The organism is Hydrogenophaga sp. OTU3427 (assembly GCF_038440225.1).
Classification (GTDB): Bacteria; Pseudomonadota; Gammaproteobacteria; order Burkholderiales; family Burkholderiaceae_C; genus Hydrogenophaga.
Window position 1 is genome coordinate 39,470 of record NZ_JASATI010000001.1, and the last position, 16,029, is coordinate 55,498.

Sequence of the window (16,029 nt, forward strand, 5' to 3'; positions counted from 1 at the left end):
ACGGGTGGCCCACATGAGTCAAGCACCCAATCGCCCCCAACCGGCGTCCTTGCCCGAAGTCCTGATCGGCGTGGGCGTCCTCGCCCTGGCCGCCTTCCTGGCCTGGGGCGCCACCGGCATCTCCAGCGAGGCGGGTTACGCCGGTGTGGGCCCCAACTTCCTGCCCTGGATGGTGTCGGCCGCACTGGCCATCTGCGGCGTCTGGCTGCTGTGGGAAGCCCGCAGCGGCGGCTACCGCTCCCGCGAGGCGCCATCGGGTGCCGAGCGGGGCGACTGGCCCGCTTTTGCCTGGGTGTCGGTGGGCGTGCTGGCCAACGCCGCGCTGATCACCACCCTGGGTTTTGTCGTCAGTTGCGCCCTCTGTTTTGTGCTGGCCGTGCGCGGCCTGCGCATCGCCGAAGGCAAACCAGGCGGCGGCCTGCACCAGACCCTGAAGGATGCGGCGGTGGGCCTGCTGATCTCGGCCCCGGTCTACTGGCTGTTCACCAAAATCCTCGCCGTGAACCTCCCCGGCCTCACCGCCACCGGCTGGTTGTAACAAGAGCCCCCGAAGCGCCTGTGGCGCCTCCCCCCCCAAGGGGCGGCACCAGCCGTCCGGCAGAGCCGGCGCGGCGGTGTCCCCGGATGGCGGGTGTGGCGGGCCGCTGCGGTTGCGAACCGGAAAAGAAAGTCGATATGGACACCTGGAACCTTCTCCTGGGTGGCTTTGCCACCGCCGCCACACCCATCAACCTGTTGTGGGCTTTTGTGGGCTGTGTGCTGGGCACCGCCATCGGCGTGCTGCCTGGCCTGGGCCCGGCCGTGACCGTGGCCATGCTGCTGCCCATCACTTCGCAGGTGGAGCCCACCGCGTCGATGATCTTCTTCTGCGGCATCTACTACGGTGCCATGTACGGTGGCTCGACCACCTCCATCCTGCTCAACACCCCCGGTGAAACCGGCACCATGGTGACCGCGCTGGAAGGCTTCAAGATGGCCAAGAGTGGGCGCGCCGGCGCGGCCCTGGCCACCTCGGCCATCGGCTCCTTCGTCGCCGGCACCATCGCCACCGTGCTGGTCACGCTGGCGGCACCGGTGATGGCCAGCTTCGCGGTCAAGCTCGGGCCGCCGGAGTACTTCTGCCTGATGCTGCTGGCTTTCACCACCGTGAGCGCGGTGCTGGGGCAAAGCACGCTGCGCGGGCTGACCGCGCTGTTCCTGGGCCTGGCCATGGGCCTGATCGGCATCGACCAGATCACCGGGCAGGTGCGTTATTCCGGCGGCGTGCCCGAGTTGATGGATGGCGTGGAAGTGGTGCTGGTGGCCGTGGGCCTGTTCGCCGTGGCCGAGGCGCTGTACAACGCGCTCTACGAAGGCCGCAGCGTGAGCCAGATGAACAAGATGAACAAGGCCCACATGACCGGCGCCGAATGGAAGCGGTCCTGGCCGGCCTGGCTGCGGGGCACCTTCATCGGCTTCCCGTTCGGCACCATCCCGGCCGGTGGTACCGAGATCCCGACCTTTCTGAGCTATGCCACCGAGCGCAAGCTGTCCAAGCACCAGGAGGAGTTCGGCACCACTGGCGCCATCGAAGGCGTGGCCGGTCCCGAGGCCGCCAACAACGCCGCCGTGACCGCCACCCTGGTGCCGCTGCTGACCCTGGGCATCCCCACCTCGGTGACGGCCGCCATCTTGCTCAACGCCTTCCAGAACTACGGCATCAACGCCGGCCCTCAGCTGTTCCAGACCTCGTCTTCGCTGGTCTGGGCGTTGATCGCCTCGCTCTACATCGGCAACATCATGCTGCTGGTGCTCAACCTGCCCTTGGTGGGGCTGTGGGTCAAGCTGCTCAAGATTCCCAAGGCCCAGCTCTACGCCGGCATCCTGATCTTCGCCACCGTCGGTGTGTACGGCATGCGCCAGAGCGCCTTCGACCTCTACCTCATGTACGGCCTGGCGCTGGTGGGGCTGCTGATGCGCCGCTACGACTTCCCCATCGCGCCCGTCATCGTCGGCCTCATCCTGGGCCCCCTGGCCGAAGCCCAGTTGCGCAACGCGCTGTCCATCGGCTCCGGCAGCTGGGTGGTGTTCATCGAGCGGCCGATGTCGCTGACGCTGCTGGTGGTGGTGGTCCTGGTGCTGCTCACGCCGCGCCTGCTGGCGTGGCGACGCAAGGTTTGACGTAACGCCCCCACGCTTCGCCGTCGCGCGGGTTGCTGCCCGCTCCCCGTGGGCGCGCGGTCTTGCGGGAGCGTGACCCGGCACTGGGGCCTCTGTGCCGCGACAGCGTCTCATCAGGGCATCGTCGGGTCCCCATGCGCGCTACCATGCGCGCCATGTCCACCCCACCCGAGACCAACAGCCGCCTGCCGCGCGACGCCCAGAGCATCCTGGAGCTGGCCGCGCGTTCCATGTTCGATCTGTTCGCCCACGCCAGCGAGGGCATGATGCTGGTGGACCGCGAGGCGCGCGTGGTCTGGATCAACGACCAGTACCGCCGTTTCCTGCCGGCCCTGGGCTTTGAGCGCGAGGAAGACTTTGTCGGCCACCCGGTCTCCAGCGTGGTGCAGAACACGCAGCTGCACCAGGTGCTGGCCACGGGCAAACCCATCCTGATCGACTTGCTGACCAACAAGGCAGGCACCTTTGTGGTCAGCCGCATCCCGCTGCGCGACGAGGCGGGCGAGGTGATGGGTGCTTTGGGCATCGTGTTGTTCGACCACCCCGAAACCACGCTGCAGCCGCTGATCGCCAAGTTCGCCCGCATCGAGAACGACCTCAACGAGGCCCGGCGCGAGCTGGCCAGCCAGCGGCGCAGCAAATACACCTTCGCCAGCTTCGTGGGCAGCAGCCCGGCGGCGGTGGAGGTCAAGCGCCAGGCGCGCCGCGCCGCGCAGTCCAGCAGCCCGGTGCTGCTGCTGGGCGAAACCGGCACCGGCAAGGAGCTGCTGGCGCACGCCATCCACGCCGCGTCCGAACGCGCTGGCCGCGCCTTTGTGGGCGTGAACATCGCGGCCGTGCCCGACACCCTGCTGGAGGCCGAGTTTTTTGGCGTGGCGCCCGGCGCCTACACCGGGGCCGATCGCAAGGGGCGCGAGGGCAAGTTCAAGCTGGCCGATGGTGGCACCCTGTTCCTGGACGAGGTGGGCGACATGCCGGCCGCCGTGCAGGCCAAGCTGCTCCGGGTGCTGCAGGAGGGCGAGGTGGAGCCGCTGGGTTCCAACAAGCTGGTGCGGGTGGACGTGCGGGTGGTGGCCGCCACCTCGCGCGACCTGCCGCAGCTGGTGCGCGAGGGGCGCTTCCGCGAGGACCTGTTCTACCGCCTCAACGTGCTGCCCATCCACCTGCCGCCCCTGCGCGAGCGCCGCAGCGACATCGCCATGCTGACGGAGGTGTTGTGCGAGGACATCGCAGCGCGCAGCGGAGGTGTGCAGATGGACCTGGCGCCCGAGGCGTTGGCGCTGCTGCAGGCCCAGGCCTGGCGCGGCAACATCCGCGAACTGCGCAACGTGCTGGAGCAGGTGGCCTTGCGCACCGACGACCACCACATCACCGGCGCCACGCTGGAGGCGGTGTTGCGCAGCGCTGGCCAGCAGCAGATTGCGACGCCGCTGGTGCTGCCCGAGCCTGCCACCGCCGCCAGCGACGACACCGTGCTGCGTCCCCTGGCCGAGCAGGTGGCCGCGCTGGAGCGCCGTGCCATGCGCGCGGCGCTGGCGCACACCGGCGGCAACCGCTCGGCCGCGGCACGCCTGCTGGGCATGTCGCGGGCGAGCTTTTACGACAAGCTGGCGGCCCTGGGTTAGGTGTCTGATATTCAGACAATTGTCTGAAAAATTGACAGTTGAAATTCATGTGGATTGTCTGAATTTCAGACAATACACATGAAATTATAGAAAAAACCCATACAAATCAAGGCTGTTTGGGCCTGGCACGATGTGTGCAAACTGGCACGGCAGGCGGCCTGTGCCGCCCCTATACCCACTGGAGACAAGCATGATCAACACCACCCGCCGCCTGGCGGTCGTCGCCCTGGCCTGCGCCTCGACCCTGGCCTTCGCCCAATCCAAGGAAGTCCGCATCGCCCACGTCTACAGCAAGACCGGCGCGCTGGAAGCCTATGCCAAGCAGACCCACGTGGGCCTGATGATGGGCCTGGACTACGCCACCGGCGGCACCATGGAAGTGGCCGGCAAGAAGCTGGTGGTCATCGAGAAGGACGACCAGGGCAAGCCCGACCTGGGCAAGAGCCTGCTGGCCGCCGCCTACGGGGACGACAAGGCCGACATCGCGGTCGGCCCGACCGCCTCGCCGGTGGCCCTGGCCATGCTGCCGGTGGCCGAGGAGTACCGCAAGATCCTGCTGGTGGAGCCCGCCGTGGCCGACTCCATCACCGGCGACAAGTGGAACAAGTACATCTTCCGCACCGGCCGCAACAGCTCGCAGGATGCCATCTCCAATGCCGTGGCGCTGGACAAGCCCGAGAACACCCTGGTCACGCTGGCGCAGGACAACGCGTTCGGTCGTGACGGCGTCAAGGCCTTCCGCGAATCGATCAAGAAGGGCAAGCTGGTGCACGAGGAGTACCTGCCCGCCGCCACCACCGACTTCACCGCCGGCCTGCAGCGTGTGGTCGACAAGCTCAAGGACGTGCCTGGCCGCAAGTTCGTCTGGGTGGTCTGGGCCGGCGCCAACTCGCCCTTCAGCAAGTTCGCCGAGCTGGAGCTCAAGAAGCGCTACAACATCGAGCTCGCCACCGGCGGCAACATCCTGCCAGCCATGACCGCCTACAAGCAGTTCCCCGGCATGGAAGGCGCGGCCTATTACTACTTCGGCATCCCCAAGAACCCGGTGAACGAGGCCATGGTGGCCCGCCACTACAAGGAGTTCAAGAGCCCGCCGGACTTCTTCACCGCTGGCGGCTTCAGTGCCGCCATGGCCCTGGTGACCGCGCTCAAGAAGACCAACGGCGACGCCAGCGCCGCCAAGCTCATCCCCGCCATGGAAGGCATGAGCTTTGACACCCCCAAGGGCAAGATGACCTTCCGCAAGGAAGACCACCAGGCCATGCAGAGCATGTACCACTTCAAGATCAAGGCCGACCCCGCGTTTGCCTGGGGCGTGCCCGAGCTGGTGCGGGAGATCAAGCCTGAAGAGATGGATGTCCCTATTCGAAACAAGCGCTGAGCGCTTGTCCCCTCGCGCCGCACCCTAGGGGGCGCGTCACCCCCCAGAGGGGGGCAACACGAGCGGACCGGCGGAGCCGGATCCGCCGTGTTCCCGGTTCAGTCACGCGCTCCGACGGAGTTTTTTCCTCATGCTTGAAACACGCGATCTCACGGTCCGCTTTGGTGGGCACGTGGCGGTCAGTGCCGTGTCCTGTGCGTTCGCGCCGGGCACGCTGACCGCCATCGTGGGCCCCAACGGCGCCGGCAAGACCACTTACTTCAACCTGATCTCGGGCCAGATCAAGGCCTCGGCGGGCTCGGTGGCGATGAACGGCCAGGACCTCACGCCGCTGGGCGCGGCCGCGCGGGCACAGGCCGGCCTGGGCCGCGCCTTCCAGCTGACCAACCTGTTTCCGCAGCTCAGCGTGCGCGAGAACGTGCGCCTGGCGGTGCAGGCGCGCGCCAAGGCCGGGCTGGACCTCTGGCGCATCTGGAGCGACCGGCGCGACCTGCTCGAAAAGACCGACCGCGTGCTCGAGGCCGTGGCCCTGGCCGACAAGCGCGATGCCGTGGCGGCCAGCCTGCCCCACGGCGACCAGCGCAAGCTGGAGGTGGGCATCCTGATGGCGCTGGAGCCCCAGGTCTTCATGTTCGACGAACCCACCGCCGGCATGAGCGTGGACGAGGTGCCGGTCATCCTCAACCTGATCCGCAATCTGAAGAACGACAAGACCAAGACCATCCTGCTGGTCGAACACAAGATGGACGTGGTGCGCGAACTCTCGGATCGCATCATCGTGCTGCACAACGGCGAACTGGTGGCCGATGGCGATCCCGAGACCGTGATCGCCTCGCCAGTGGTCCAACAGGCTTACCTCGGTGTGAATCCCGAAGAGAAGGAGGCCGCATGAGCGCCGACAACCTGCTCACGCTCGAAGGGGTGCACACCCACATCGGGGCTTACCACATCCTGCACGGCGTGGACCTCCAGGTGCCCGCCAACCAGCTCACCATGCTGCTGGGCCGCAATGGCGCAGGCAAGACCACCACGCTGCGCACCATCATGGGCCTGTGGCACGCCAGCCAGGGCCGCATCACGCTGGCCGGGCGCGACATCACCGCCGCCCACACACCCGACATCTCGCGCAGCGGCGTGGCCTACGTGCCCGAGAACATGGGCATCTTCGCCGACCTCAGCGTGAAGGAAAACATGCTGCTGGCGGCGCGGGGGGCGCGCTCGGTGGACGACATCGACACCCAGCGGCTCGAATGGATCTTCGAACTGTTCCCGGCCATGAAGAAGTTCTGGAACCACCCGGCGGGCAAGCTCTCGGGCGGGCAGAAGCAGATGCTGGCGGTCTCTCGTGCCATCGTCGAGCCGCGCGCGCTGCTGCTGATCGACGAGCCCAGCAAGGGCCTGGCCCCCGCCATCATCCAGAACATGATCGCCGCCTTCAAGGCGCTCAAGGCCGCACAAACGACCATCCTGCTGGTGGAGCAGAACTTCAACTTCGCGCGCCAGCTGGGCGACAGCGTGGCCGTGATGGACGACGGCCGCGTGGTGCACAGCGGCAGCATGGCGGAGCTGGCCGAGGACGAGGCGCTGCAAGGCCGCCTGCTTGGTTTGTCCCTGAAGGCACATCAATGAACCCCCACGCTCAACACTTCGTGTATTCGCTGCCCCCCGAGGGGGCGCAGGTCTCCCTTGGGGCGGCCCGGCGGGAGGCCTCATGAAAACCGACTTCGACTACAAGCCGCTGCTGCTGGTGCCGCTGCTGGCACTGATCGCCCTGCCGCTGACCGGCAGCGCCTCCACCTGGCTCACGCTCACCGTGGCCGGCCTGGCCATGGGCATGATCGTGTTCGTCATCGCCTCGGGCCTGACGCTGGTGTTTGGCCTGATGGACGTGCTCAACTTCGGCCACGGGGTGTTCATCGCGCTGGGCGCCTTCGTCGCCACCTCGGTCTTCGCGGCCATGGGCACGTATGTGGAGGCCGACAGTTTGTGGCTCAACCTTGTGGCCTTGCTGCCGGCGATGTTGGTGGCCATGGCGGTGGCCGGTGCGCTGGGTTATGTGTTCGAGCGGCTGATCGTCAAGCCGGTCTATGGCCAGCACCTCAAGCAGATCCTCATCACCATGGGCGGCATGATCATCGGCGAGGAGCTGATCAAGGTCATCTGGGGCCCGCAGCAGATCGCCATGCCGCTGCCGGTGTCGTTGCGCGGCGCCTTCATCTTCGGCGATGCCGCCGTCGAGAAGTACCGCGTGCTGGCGGTGCTGGTGGGCGCGCTGGTCTTTGTCGCCATGGTCTGGACCCTCAACCGAACCAAGGTCGGCCTGCTGATCCGCGCCGGCGTGCAGGACCGCGAAATGGTCGAATCGCTGGGCTACCGCATCGTGCGCCTGTTCATTGGCGTGTTCGTGGCCGGCAGTGCGCTGGCCGGCCTGGGGGGCGTGATGTGGGGTCTGTACCAGCAGACCGTGACGCCGCAGATGGGCGCGCAGGTCAACGTGCTGATCTTCATCGTCATCATCATCGGCGGCCTGGGTTCCACCACGGGGGCCCTCATCGGCGCGCTGCTGGTGGGCCTGATGGCCAACTACACCGGCTTCCTCGCGCCCAAGGTGGCGCTGTTTTCCAACATCGCGCTGATGGTGGCCATCCTGCTGTGGCGGCCTCAGGGTGTGTACCCCGTGGCCAACCGATAAGGGCGCCGGCAACATGCTGTCAAGAATCCTCTCCCACGACCTGCCACGCAGCCGCTGGCTGGCGGCGGCGCTGGTCCTCATCGTGCTGGGGCTGGCCTTTGCGCCCTTCATCTTTCCGGGGGTGAAAGCGCTCAACGTGGCGGCCAAGGTGCTGGTCTTCATCGCCCTGGTGGTGAGTTTCGACCTGCTGCTGGGCTACACCGGCATCGTGAGTTTTGCCCACACCATGTTCTTCGGCATCGGCGCCTACGGCCTGGCCATCGCGCTCAATGCGATGGGGCCGACCTGGGGTGCCATCGCGGTGGGCACGCTGGCCGCGCTCGCCATTTCGCTGGTGTTGTCGCTGGTGATCGGCCTGTTCTCGCTGCGGGTGCGGGCCATCTTCTTCGCCATGATCACGCTGGCCGTGGCCTCTGCCTTCCTCACCCTGGCCTCGCAGCTGTCGGACTTCACCGGTGGCGAGGACGGCCTGACCTTCAAGGTGCCCGAGCTGCTGTCGCCCGGCTTCGCGCTGATGGAAGAGGACTGGGAAGGGCCGTTTGGCGCGGTCGCGCTCAACGGCCGGCTGATCACCTACTACCTGCTGTTTGCGGTGGTCACCGGCCTGTTCCTGATCATGCTGCGCATCGTCAACTCGCCCTTTGGCCGCGTGCTGCAGGCCATCCGCGAGAACGACTTCCGCGCCGAGGCCCTGGGCTACCGCACCGTGGTCTACCGCACGCTGTCCAACGTGCTGGCCGCGCTGTTCGCCACCCTGGCGGGCTGCCTGCTGGCGCTCTGGCTGCGCTACAACGGACCGGACACCTCGCTGTCCTTCGAGATCATGCTGGACATCCTGCTCATCGTGGTCATCGGCGGCATGGGTACGCTCTACGGCGCCATCCTGGGCAGCACCCTGTTCCTGCTCGCGCAGAGCTACCTGCAGGACCTGCTGCGCCTGGCCGGCGGTGCCACCGAAGGCCTGCCGCTGCTTCCCGCCCTGTTCACCCCCGACCGCTGGCTGTTGTGGCTGGGCCTGTTGTTCGTGTTGTCGGTCTACCACTTCCCGACCGGCATCGTCGGGCGCCTGCGCGACCGCGCGCTGCGCCAGCGCACCCCTGGGAGCCCCACATGAGCAGCGCCACACCCGCCTCCCGCTACCTCATCTGCGAGGGCCGCGAAATCCACTTCACGGAGTGGGGTGCCGAGCACACCGACACCGTGATCGCCTGGCATGGCCTCGCCCGCACCGGGCGCGACATGGACGACCTGGCCGAGCACCTGAGCACCCGCTACCGCGTGATCTGCCCTGACACCATCGGCCGCGGCTTGAGTCAGTGGAGCCCGCAGCCCGAGCGCGAATACTGCCTGGACTTCTACGCCCGGATCGCCGTCTCGCTGGTCGACCAGCTGGGTCTGCAGCGTTTCCACTGGGTGGGCACGTCCATGGGCGGCGCCATCGGCCTGGTGGCGGCCGGTGGGCCGCTGTCGGGGCGCATCACGCGCCTGGTGCTCAACGACGTGGGGCCCCAGCTGGCCGACGCCGCCATCCAGCGCATCCGGGGTTATGCGGGCAGCCCGCCGGCCTTCGACACCGTGAGCGAACTGGAGGCCTATTTCCGCACCGTCTACAAGCCCTATGGCTTCCTGACCGATGCGCAGTGGCGCCGCCTGACCGAAAGCTCCACCCGCCGCCTGCCCGACGGCCGCGTGACGCCCCACTATGACCCGGCCATGGTGGCGCAGTTCATCCACCACCCGCACGACTACGAGCGCTGGGACGACTACGAACGCATCACCGTGCCGGTGCTGTGCCTGCGTGGGGAAACGTCCGACCTGCTGCTGGCCGACACCGCCGACGCCATGCGCGAGCGCGGCCCGCGTGCCCTGGTGGTGACGGTGGCCGGTTGTGGCCACGCGCCAGCGCTCAATGTGCCGGACCAGCTGGAGCTGGTGGCGCGGTTTCTGGCCGGGGGCGGCTGAGCGGCGCGTTCAGCGCTGGGCGCCCAGGGCCATCGCACGCGCCCGCGTGTCGCGTGTCGCGGCGTCGTCCGCTTTGGCCTGTGTGGGCCAGCCGCCCAGGTGGCGTTCGCTCAGGTCGGCCAGGGCGCGTAGCCACTCGTTGCGGTCGTTCAGGCAGGGCAGGTAATGGAAGCTTTCGCCGCCCGCGTGCAGGAACGCCGCGCGCGCTTCCATGTTGATTTCTTCCAGGGTTTCCAGGCAGTCGCTGGTGAAGCCGGGACACATGACATCCACCCGTTTCACGCCCGATTGCGCCAGCGCCACCAGCGTCGGTTCGGTGTAGGGCTGCAGCCACTTGGCCTTGCCGAAGCGCGACTGGAAGGTGACCACGTAGCGGTCCTTGGCCAGGCCCAGGGCCTCGGCCAGCAGGCGGCCGGTCTTGAGGCATTCGCAGTGGTAGGGGTCGCCCAGGTGCAGCGTGCGTTCGGGCACGCCGTGGAAGCTCATCACCAGCTTGTCGGGCTGGCCGTGGGCCATCCAGTGCTGGCGCACCGAGGCGGCCAGCGCGGCGATGTAGCCCGCGTCGTCGTGGTAGCGGTTGACGAAGCGCAGCTCCGGGAGGTGGCGCACTTTTCTGCCCCAGTCGTACACCGCGTCCATCACGCTGGCAGTGGTGGTGCCGCTGTACTGCGGGTAGAGCGGCAGGATCAGGATGCGGGTCGCGCCTTCGGCCTTGAGCGCGTCGAGCTGGGCAGCGATGGACGGGCTGCCATAGCGCATGGCGTGGCGCACCAGCACCTGGTGGCCCCGTTCGCCCAAGAAGCCGCGCAGCAGGGTGGCCTGTTTCTCGGTCCAGACCTTGAGCGGGGAGCCCTCGGGCGTCCAGATGGACGCGTATTTGGCCGCCGACTTCGCAGGACGCACGCGCAGGATGATGCCGTGCAGGATCAGCCACCAGAGGGGCTTGGGGATTTCGACCACGCGGCCGTCACCGAGGAATTCGGCCAGGTAGCGGCGCACGGCCGGTGCGGTGGCTTCGTCGGGCGTGCCCAGGTTGCACAGCAGCACGGCGGTCGTGGCGGGCTGCCCGTGGGTGTGTTCGGGTTCGGGTCGGAAGGGCATGCGGTATTCTCGCCCACCTATGCTGGACCCATCACGCATCAAGGCCATCACCCTCGATCTGGACGACACGCTGTGGCCGATCTGGCCCACCATCGCGCGTGCCGAGACGGTGCTGACCACCTGGCTGGCGCCCCGTGCACCCGGCACCGTGGCCTTGCTCGCCCAGCCCGACATGAAGCGACAGATTCGCGCCGATACCGAGGCCGCGCACCCACAGCTGGCGCACGACCTGAGCGCGCTGCGCCGCGAAGCCATCCGCCAGGCCCTGCGCCGCGCCGGCGACGACCCGGCCCTGGCCGAGCCCGCCTTCGAGGTGTTCTTCGAGGAGCGTCAGCGCGTCGAGCTGTTTGCCGATGCGTTGCCGGCACTGGAGGCGCTGAGTGCCCGTTACCCGCTGGTGGCCTTGTCCAACGGCAACGCCGATCTCCGGCGCGTGGGCCTGGAACGCTACTTCAAGGCCGGCCTGAGCGCGCGCGAGTTCGGCGTCGGCAAGCCGGACCCGCGCATTTTCCACGCCGCCGCCGCGCTGGCCGGCGTGCCCGCTGAGGCCACCTTGCACGTGGGCGACGACGCCCACCTCGACGGTGTGGGCGGCCTGGAGGCGGGCATGCAGTTCGCCTGGGTGAACCGCGATGGGCATGACTGGGCCCACCCGCCGCACCAGCCCCACCTCACCGTGAACGATCTGTCGGCCCTGGTCCAGCACCTGGGCTGAGAATCTCCATTCGCCCCGCGCCCGTCACTCCGCCGAGACAGCCCATGACCCTGACCATCCACGGCATCGTGTCGTCCCGCGCCGCCCGGCCCCTGTGGGCCGCGGCCGAGCTGGGCCTGGCCCACGAACACGTGCCCACCCACTATCTCGGTGGCGCCACCCGCACGCCCGAATTCCTGGCGCTCAACCCCAATGGGCGGTTGCCGGTGCTGGTCGACCAGCGGCCCGAAGGCGAGGTGCGGGTCTGGGAGTCGATGGCCTGCACGCTGTACCTGGCCCGCCACCACGGCAAGGGCGACGGCAGCGACATCGCGCCCGCCAACGCGGCCGAGGATGCCGAGGCCTTGCGCTGGAGCTTCTGGGCCGTGACCGAACTCGAGAAGGACGCGCTGACGGTGCTGATGCACCGCGCCGTGATGCCGCCGGAGCAGCGCAAGCCCGAGCTGGCCGACCAGGCCGAGCGGCGCCTGGTGGTCCCCTTGCGTGTGCTGGAGCAGCACCTGCAGCGCCAGCAGGGGCGCGGGCACAGCTGGCTGGCGGCCGACCGCTTCACCGTGGCCGACCTGTGTGTGGCCAGCGTGCTCAACTGGGCCACCCCGGCCGCGGAGTTGATGGCGCGTTTCCCGCTGGCCGGCGAATGGCTGCAGCGCTGCGTGAGCCGGCCGGCCCATGTCCGCTTGCGCGCCACCCCTTGAACACCTGCCAGGAGCCGATCGCCATGAAACCTCAATTGAACCGAATGGGCCTGCTGGCGGCGGCCGCGCTGTTGGCCGCCTGCCAAAGCGCCCCCCAGGTGCCGCCCGCGTTGCCGTCCCTGAGCGCCTTGCCGGGCACGCAGTGGGCGCTGGCCGACGCCGCGGTGGCGCAGTTGCCGCTGGGGCAGCAGCCCGAACTGCAGTTCATCAGCGCCACCCAGGTGCTGGGCAACAGCGGCTGCAACCGGTTCGCTGGCGCCGCCCGCGTGGCCGGTACGGCGCTGCAACTCGGACCGCTCGCGGGCACCCGCCGTGCCTGCTCGGACGCGTTGATGGCGTTGGAGCAGCGCGTGCTGCGTGCCCTGGACGCGACACGCGAAGCGCGGCTGGAGCCCGGGCAACTGGTGCTGCTCGACGGCCGTGGCGGCGAACTGCTGCGCTGGGTGCAGCGGCGCTGAAATTCAGTCGGCGCGGGCGCCCGCGGCAAGGCCGCAGCGCACCGCGCCTTCCAGCGTGGCCGGGTAAGGGCCGTCGACGTAGTCGCCCACCGCCCACAGCCGGGGCGCCAGGCGGCTGGCGGGCCGCAGCAGGGCCGGTGTGCAGGCGAAAGTGGCGCGTTTCTCGACCACCGTCTGCAAGGCCCGCAAGGGCCCCAGGCCCAGCGCCAGGGCCTGCTCCATCACCTGGGCCTGCAGGGCCTGCCGGTCGTCGTGGCTGGCGCTGACCACGAAGGCCAGCAGGCCGGGTGGCCCGCCCAGCTGGCCCCGGTCGAACACGAACTGGGCGGGGGCCTGCGGGCTGGGCCGCAGGGCCATCATGGGCACCTGGCCGGGCAGCGGCTGGCTGCCCTGGCCATAGACCGTGGCGATGGCCTCGAAGCGCAGGGCCAGGGCCTGTGGAATCCAGTCCGCCACGCTCGGGTGTTCCGGCGCGACGCCTTGCAGCAGCCGTGCCGATTCGCCCGGGGGCGCGGCCAGCAGCACGCGATCAAAGGCTTCTCCGTCCACCTGCCAGCGGTCACCCGCCAGCGGCGCGAGCGACAACACCCGGCGCCCGGTGTGCACGTGGGCGCCGTGCGCCAGCAACCATTGCCGCGCCGGTTCGGGCAAGAGGGCGCCCAGGTCGGCGCGGGGCAGCAGCAAGGTCGAACCGTTCCAGGCGCCGTGGCCGCGCCCGAACAGGGCGTCCTTCAGCACCCGCAGGAACACCGCCGCGCTGGCCTGGTGGGCGGGCGTGTTGAGCGCCGAGACACACAGCGGCTCGATCAGTCCCTCGTTGACCCGCGCCGGCAGCGCCTGGCAGAGCCTGGCCACCGTGAGACGGGTGTCGCATTGGAAACCCCGCACCTGCCAGCCCACCGAGGCGAGGACCAGCGCCACCTTGTCGCGCCAGGTCCAACCCGGTGTGGTGGCGATGGCCGCGAGCGCGTCGAGCGGCGCCGGCCATCGGGCCGCCCAGGCCGGTGTGCGCAGCCCGGTGCCATCGGCGAAGGGCAAGGCCAGCGGCATGGCATGCAGCACCGCCTCGGGTGCGATGCCCAGGCGCTGCATCAGGTCCAGCGTGGCGGTGTAGGCGCCGATCAGGATGTGCTGGCCGTTGTCCACCGTCTGTGGCCCGTCCGGCGTATCGATCAGCACCGCCCGGGCGCGGCCCCCCAGGGTGCGTGCGGCCTCGATCAGCGTGACTTGCTGGCCGGCCTCGGTGGCGGCCACCGCCGCGGCCAGGCCGGCCCAGCCACCGCCGACAACAGCGGTTCTGGTCACAGTCTGCCCAGCGCTTGCACCTTCCACGCGAGCCAGAATTTGCGCAGGGGGGTCAGGGTCACGCGTTGTGTCAGCACCAGTTGCGGGTCGGTGGCGATCTCGCGCAGCAAGGTGCGGTAGATGCTGGCCATCATCAGGCCGGGTTTCTGGGCGCGCCGGTCGGTGGCTGGCAGCAGCGCCAGGGCCTCGTCGTAGGTGGCCAGGGCACGTTCGATCTGGAAACGCATCAGGGCGCCGAAGCGTTGCTTGAAGTCGGGATCAACCGCCCCCTGCCCACGCTTGATCAGTTCGTGGGCCTTGACGTTGAAGCGCTGCAGTTCGTTGATGGGCAGGTAGATGCGCCCGCGCATGGCATCCTCGCCGACGTCGCGCACGATGTTGGTCAGCTGCAGCGCCCGGCCCAGGGTGTGGGCGTAGGCGGTGGTTTGTGCATCTGTCTGGCCGAAGATGCGGGCCGAGACCTCGCCCACGATGCCGGCCACCAGGTGGCAATAGGTCTTGAGGCTGTTGAAATCGAGGTAGCGGCTCTGGTCGAGGTCCATCTGGCAGCCGTCGATGACGGCCAGCAGTTGGCGCGCTTCGATGCCGTAGGTCGGCACGTGGGGCCAGAGCGCCCGCATGGCCGGGTGTTGCGGGTCGCCGGCAAAGGTGCGCTGCACTTCCCCACGCCACCAGTCCAGTTTGGTCTTGGCCACGCCCAGATCGGTGGTTTCGTCGACAACATCGTCGATCTGCCGGCAGAACGCGTAAAAAGCGGTGATCGCCGCCCGCCGTGGCGCAGGCAGGAAGAGAAAAGCGTAGTAGAAGCTGCTGCCGGAGGCGGCAACCTGTTGCTGGACGGTCTGTTCTTCTGGGGTCATCGGCGGCGGCGGTGGATGAGGAAGTGTAAACAGCCGCACAGGCATGACCCGCCGGGCACCGCCGCCGGACGTCGCGGGGATCAGGCGACGGTGGTGGGCCGGCCCAGCAGGCGGTCCAGCGAGGTGCGCAGGGCTTCGAGCGAGGTGGTGTTGAGCACGAAGACCACAAAACCCTCGATCTCGCTGGTCTTGAGTTCGAAGCGGATGTGCAGGAACACCACAAGGTGGTTCTGGATGCGGGTGCGCAGGATGGTGCGGCCGTCGCCGATGTCCACGTCGGTCATGCCGAGTTCGAACTCGTTTTGCAGCAGGTCAGACAAGGCGGCGATGCAGGCGTTGAGCATGACGTTGCCGATTTCGGTCATGGCGTCGCGCTCCAGGCCGGAGATGTCTTCCTCGGGAACCGACTGGCCGGCCACGATGCGCACGATCTCCAGGCTTTTCTCGCTCGGAAAGATCAGCAGCGCGTCGCCCTTGAACACGCCGTCGAACGGCTGGCGCACCGTGTACAGGCGCGGGTTGGCCGCGCTGAGTTCCTGGGCGGCTTCGTTCACGGTGAGCAGGCTGACGTGGGGCACCGACAGCAGCACCTCGTCGCCCACCAGGCCGCTCATGGCCGCTGCCGCCTTGCCCACGCCGATGTTGAAAATCTCGGACAGGGCATCGAGCTGATCGTCATCGAGCTTCAGCATGGTCAGCCTCCTGCACCGTTGGCGATGGCCTTGAGCGTCTCGGCCGTGATGGGTTTGGGCAGAAAGGGGATGCCCGCCGCGCGTGCGCGATCCTGGATGGAGGCCTGAACGTTGGCGCTGAGCAACACGATGTAGGCCTTCGGCTGCAGTTCGCGCAGGGCGATGGCGGCGTCCAGACCGTTGATGCCCTGCATGTTGTAGTCCATGGACACCACGTCCAACGGTGTCTCGCCCGCGATCTTCAGGGCTTCGTCACCGCTGGCGGCTTGCAGCACGTTCCAGTCGGGGTGGTGCTGGTCCACCAAGCCCTTGAGGAGCATGCGGGACATGCGGCTGTCGTCGACGATGAGGAGTTGGATGGGCATGTGAGGGATTCCGTGGCG

17 protein-coding genes are annotated in these 16,029 nt (G+C 68.3%); 12 read left to right on the forward strand and 5 right to left on the reverse strand.

The window, feature by feature from the left end:
- Window positions 1–13: 13 nt before the first annotated feature.
- The 9 genes from AAHB17_RS00160 to AAHB17_RS00200 all read left to right on the forward strand — a co-directional run bounded on the left by AAHB17_RS00160 (window position 14) and on the right by AAHB17_RS00200 (window position 9,820).
- Window positions 14–538: a tripartite tricarboxylate transporter TctB family protein gene (locus AAHB17_RS00160; RefSeq protein WP_342128378.1), complete on the forward strand. Its 525-nt coding sequence runs from the start codon at window positions 14–16 to the stop codon at window positions 536–538.
- Window positions 539–675: 137 nt separating this feature from the next.
- A complete protein-coding gene (locus AAHB17_RS00165; protein ID WP_342128379.1) occupies window positions 676–2,160 on the forward strand; it encodes a tripartite tricarboxylate transporter permease in 1,485 nt (494 codons plus the stop codon).
- A 146-nt stretch (window positions 2,161–2,306) separates the two neighbouring features.
- Window positions 2,307–3,785: a sigma-54 interaction domain-containing protein gene (locus AAHB17_RS00170; protein WP_342128380.1), complete on the forward strand. Its 1,479-nt coding sequence runs from the start codon at window positions 2,307–2,309 to the stop codon at window positions 3,783–3,785.
- Window positions 3,786–3,975: 190 nt separating this feature from the next.
- Entirely contained in the window at window positions 3,976–5,166 is a 1,191-nt protein-coding gene (locus AAHB17_RS00175) for a substrate-binding domain-containing protein (protein WP_342128381.1), read from the forward strand.
- A 130-nt stretch (window positions 5,167–5,296) separates the two neighbouring features.
- A complete protein-coding gene (locus AAHB17_RS00180; RefSeq protein WP_342128382.1) occupies window positions 5,297–6,058 on the forward strand; it encodes an ABC transporter ATP-binding protein in 762 nt (253 codons plus the stop codon).
- A complete protein-coding gene (locus AAHB17_RS00185; protein ID WP_342128383.1) occupies window positions 6,055–6,795 on the forward strand; it encodes an ABC transporter ATP-binding protein in 741 nt (246 codons plus the stop codon). Before AAHB17_RS00180 ends, AAHB17_RS00185 begins: the two co-directional genes overlap by 4 nt.
- Before the next feature lie 82 nt (window positions 6,796–6,877).
- Window positions 6,878–7,858, forward strand: coding sequence for a branched-chain amino acid ABC transporter permease (locus tag AAHB17_RS00190; protein ID WP_342128384.1), 981 nt, complete (start codon window positions 6,878–6,880; stop codon window positions 7,856–7,858).
- A 13-nt stretch (window positions 7,859–7,871) separates the two neighbouring features.
- Complete coding sequence (locus AAHB17_RS00195; protein WP_342128385.1) at window positions 7,872–8,972, forward strand: branched-chain amino acid ABC transporter permease; 1,101 nt, start codon at window positions 7,872–7,874, stop codon at window positions 8,970–8,972.
- Window positions 8,969–9,820 carry an alpha/beta fold hydrolase gene (locus AAHB17_RS00200; protein WP_342128386.1) on the forward strand — a complete coding sequence of 284 codons (852 nt, stop codon included), beginning with the start codon at window positions 8,969–8,971 and terminating at the stop codon, window positions 9,818–9,820. The genes AAHB17_RS00195 and AAHB17_RS00200 overlap by 4 nt, the downstream gene beginning before the upstream one ends.
- A gap of 9 nt (window positions 9,821–9,829) precedes the next feature.
- Here AAHB17_RS00200 and hemH read toward each other — a convergent pair whose 3' ends face one another.
- Window positions 9,830–10,921, reverse strand: a complete 1,092-nt coding sequence (gene hemH / locus AAHB17_RS00205; RefSeq protein WP_342128387.1) for a ferrochelatase — start codon at window positions 10,919–10,921, stop codon at window positions 9,830–9,832.
- A 19-nt stretch (window positions 10,922–10,940) separates the two neighbouring features.
- Between hemH and AAHB17_RS00210 the strand changes: the two genes are divergently transcribed.
- The 3 genes from AAHB17_RS00210 to AAHB17_RS00220 are packed head-to-tail and all read left to right on the forward strand — an operon-like array spanning window position 10,941 to window position 12,789.
- Window positions 10,941–11,636 (forward strand): HAD family hydrolase, encoded by a 696-nt coding sequence (locus AAHB17_RS00210; RefSeq protein WP_342128388.1) that lies wholly within the window; start codon window positions 10,941–10,943, stop codon window positions 11,634–11,636.
- A 44-nt stretch (window positions 11,637–11,680) separates the two neighbouring features.
- On the forward strand, window positions 11,681–12,331 hold the full coding sequence (locus tag AAHB17_RS00215) for a glutathione S-transferase family protein (protein WP_342128389.1): 651 nt from the start codon (window positions 11,681–11,683) through the stop codon (window positions 12,329–12,331).
- Window positions 12,332–12,354: 23 nt separating this feature from the next.
- On the forward strand, window positions 12,355–12,789 hold the full coding sequence (locus tag AAHB17_RS00220) for an META domain-containing protein (protein WP_342128390.1): 435 nt from the start codon (window positions 12,355–12,357) through the stop codon (window positions 12,787–12,789).
- A gap of 3 nt (window positions 12,790–12,792) precedes the next feature.
- Here AAHB17_RS00220 and hpnE read toward each other — a convergent pair whose 3' ends face one another.
- From hpnE to AAHB17_RS00240, 4 genes are all read right to left on the reverse strand, one after another.
- A complete protein-coding gene (gene hpnE / locus AAHB17_RS00225) occupies window positions 12,793–14,094 on the reverse strand; it encodes a hydroxysqualene dehydroxylase HpnE (protein ID WP_342128391.1) in 1,302 nt (433 codons plus the stop codon).
- A complete protein-coding gene (gene hpnD, locus AAHB17_RS00230) occupies window positions 14,091–14,954 on the reverse strand; it encodes a presqualene diphosphate synthase HpnD (RefSeq protein ID WP_342128392.1) in 864 nt (287 codons plus the stop codon). The genes hpnE and hpnD overlap by 4 nt, the downstream gene beginning before the upstream one ends.
- 80 nt (window positions 14,955–15,034) lie before the next feature.
- On the reverse strand, window positions 15,035–15,646 hold the full coding sequence (locus tag AAHB17_RS00235) for a chemotaxis protein CheC (RefSeq protein WP_342128393.1): 612 nt from the start codon (window positions 15,644–15,646) through the stop codon (window positions 15,035–15,037).
- Between the two features lie 2 nt (window positions 15,647–15,648).
- On the reverse strand, window positions 15,649–16,011 hold the full coding sequence (locus AAHB17_RS00240) for a response regulator (protein ID WP_342128394.1): 363 nt from the start codon (window positions 16,009–16,011) through the stop codon (window positions 15,649–15,651).
- Window positions 16,012–16,029 lie beyond the last annotated feature (18 nt).

Bases quoted from the DNA above. Each gene is read 5' to 3' on its own strand.
- AAHB17_RS00160 (WP_342128378.1), top strand. From the start codon at position 14: ATGAGTCAAGCACCCAATCGCCCCCAACCGGCGTCCTTGCCCGAAGTC.
- AAHB17_RS00165 (WP_342128379.1), top strand. From the start codon at position 676: ATGGACACCTGGAACCTTCTCCTGGGTGGCTTTGCCACCGCCGCCACA.
- AAHB17_RS00170 (WP_342128380.1), top strand. From the start codon at position 2,307: ATGCGCGCCATGTCCACCCCACCCGAGACCAACAGCCGCCTGCCGCGC.
- AAHB17_RS00175 (WP_342128381.1), top strand. From the start codon at position 3,976: ATGATCAACACCACCCGCCGCCTGGCGGTCGTCGCCCTGGCCTGCGCC.
- AAHB17_RS00180 (WP_342128382.1), top strand. From the start codon at position 5,297: ATGCTTGAAACACGCGATCTCACGGTCCGCTTTGGTGGGCACGTGGCG.
- AAHB17_RS00185 (WP_342128383.1), top strand. From the start codon at position 6,055: ATGAGCGCCGACAACCTGCTCACGCTCGAAGGGGTGCACACCCACATC.
- AAHB17_RS00190 (WP_342128384.1), top strand. From the start codon at position 6,878: ATGAAAACCGACTTCGACTACAAGCCGCTGCTGCTGGTGCCGCTGCTG.
- AAHB17_RS00195 (WP_342128385.1), top strand. From the start codon at position 7,872: ATGCTGTCAAGAATCCTCTCCCACGACCTGCCACGCAGCCGCTGGCTG.
- AAHB17_RS00200 (WP_342128386.1), top strand. From the start codon at position 8,969: ATGAGCAGCGCCACACCCGCCTCCCGCTACCTCATCTGCGAGGGCCGC.
- hemH (WP_342128387.1), bottom strand. From the start codon at position 10,921: ATGCCCTTCCGACCCGAACCCGAACACACCCACGGGCAGCCCGCCACG.
- AAHB17_RS00210 (WP_342128388.1), top strand. From the start codon at position 10,941: ATGCTGGACCCATCACGCATCAAGGCCATCACCCTCGATCTGGACGAC.
- AAHB17_RS00215 (WP_342128389.1), top strand. From the start codon at position 11,681: ATGACCCTGACCATCCACGGCATCGTGTCGTCCCGCGCCGCCCGGCCC.
- AAHB17_RS00220 (WP_342128390.1), top strand. From the start codon at position 12,355: ATGAAACCTCAATTGAACCGAATGGGCCTGCTGGCGGCGGCCGCGCTG.
- hpnD (WP_342128392.1), bottom strand. From the start codon at position 14,954: ATGACCCCAGAAGAACAGACCGTCCAGCAACAGGTTGCCGCCTCCGGC.
- AAHB17_RS00235 (WP_342128393.1), bottom strand. From the start codon at position 15,646: ATGCTGAAGCTCGATGACGATCAGCTCGATGCCCTGTCCGAGATTTTC.
- AAHB17_RS00240 (WP_342128394.1), bottom strand. From the start codon at position 16,011: ATGCCCATCCAACTCCTCATCGTCGACGACAGCCGCATGTCCCGCATG.